General features: G+C 71.0%; 1 protein-coding gene and 1 pseudogene. One reads left to right on the top strand and one right to left on the bottom strand.

Going from position 1 to position 493, the window contains the following annotated elements; all coding sequences use genetic code 11:
* Positions 1-284: pseudogene (locus FV223_RS29690) on the top strand (hypothetical protein); the annotation flags it as partial.
* An 8-nt stretch (positions 285-292) separates the two neighbouring features.
* Here the strand turns inward: FV223_RS29690 and FV223_RS29685 are convergent.
* Positions 293-493, bottom strand: a 201-nt coding sequence (locus tag FV223_RS29685) for a helix-turn-helix domain-containing protein (RefSeq protein WP_147730131.1), incomplete at its 5' end; no start/stop codon positions are given.

Below are 493 nucleotides of genomic sequence, written 5' to 3'. Positions count from 1 at the left end.
TTCTCCAGCGTCGGCAGCGACGATGGGACGAGGCGGCCGATCAAGCCGGCCTGACCACCGCTCAGGAAGGTGAGGCTGCCTTGGACAGGGCGGTCCTAGACGGGGCCGATGGGCTGCTCGCCACCCCCGCTCGGACCCACGACGCGGTGGTGCTGAAGCTCATCGTCCTGCTCAGCTTGCAGGAGCCCGGCCCCCGCGCGGGGGCGATGTCGCCATGGCGCGAGTTGCGGTTGATCCTCGAGGATCTCAGGGGCCTTGCGGCCGGTGGCGGACCTGCGCCGTGATCGCGCCCCTACGGCACCCGTTTGCGCCCGGCCCGCAGCGGCACCGGCCTCGGGGTGTCGGCATCGGGCTCGATCAGCAAGGTCGCGACCGAGACAGACAGCGCCACCGCCATCGCTTCCAGCGTGGTGATGGTGACGTTCTCCGAACCGCGCTCGACCCGCCCGACATAGGCCCGGTCGATGCTGGCCGCGAGCGCCAAACGCTCCTG

Origin of the sequence: Methylobacterium sp. WL116, from assembly GCF_008039455.1 — a bacterium.
Classification (GTDB): Bacteria; Pseudomonadota; Alphaproteobacteria; order Rhizobiales; family Beijerinckiaceae; genus Methylobacterium.
Note: the sequence above shows the minus strand (reverse complement) of the source record. Positions and strands in the feature narration are given on the sequence as shown.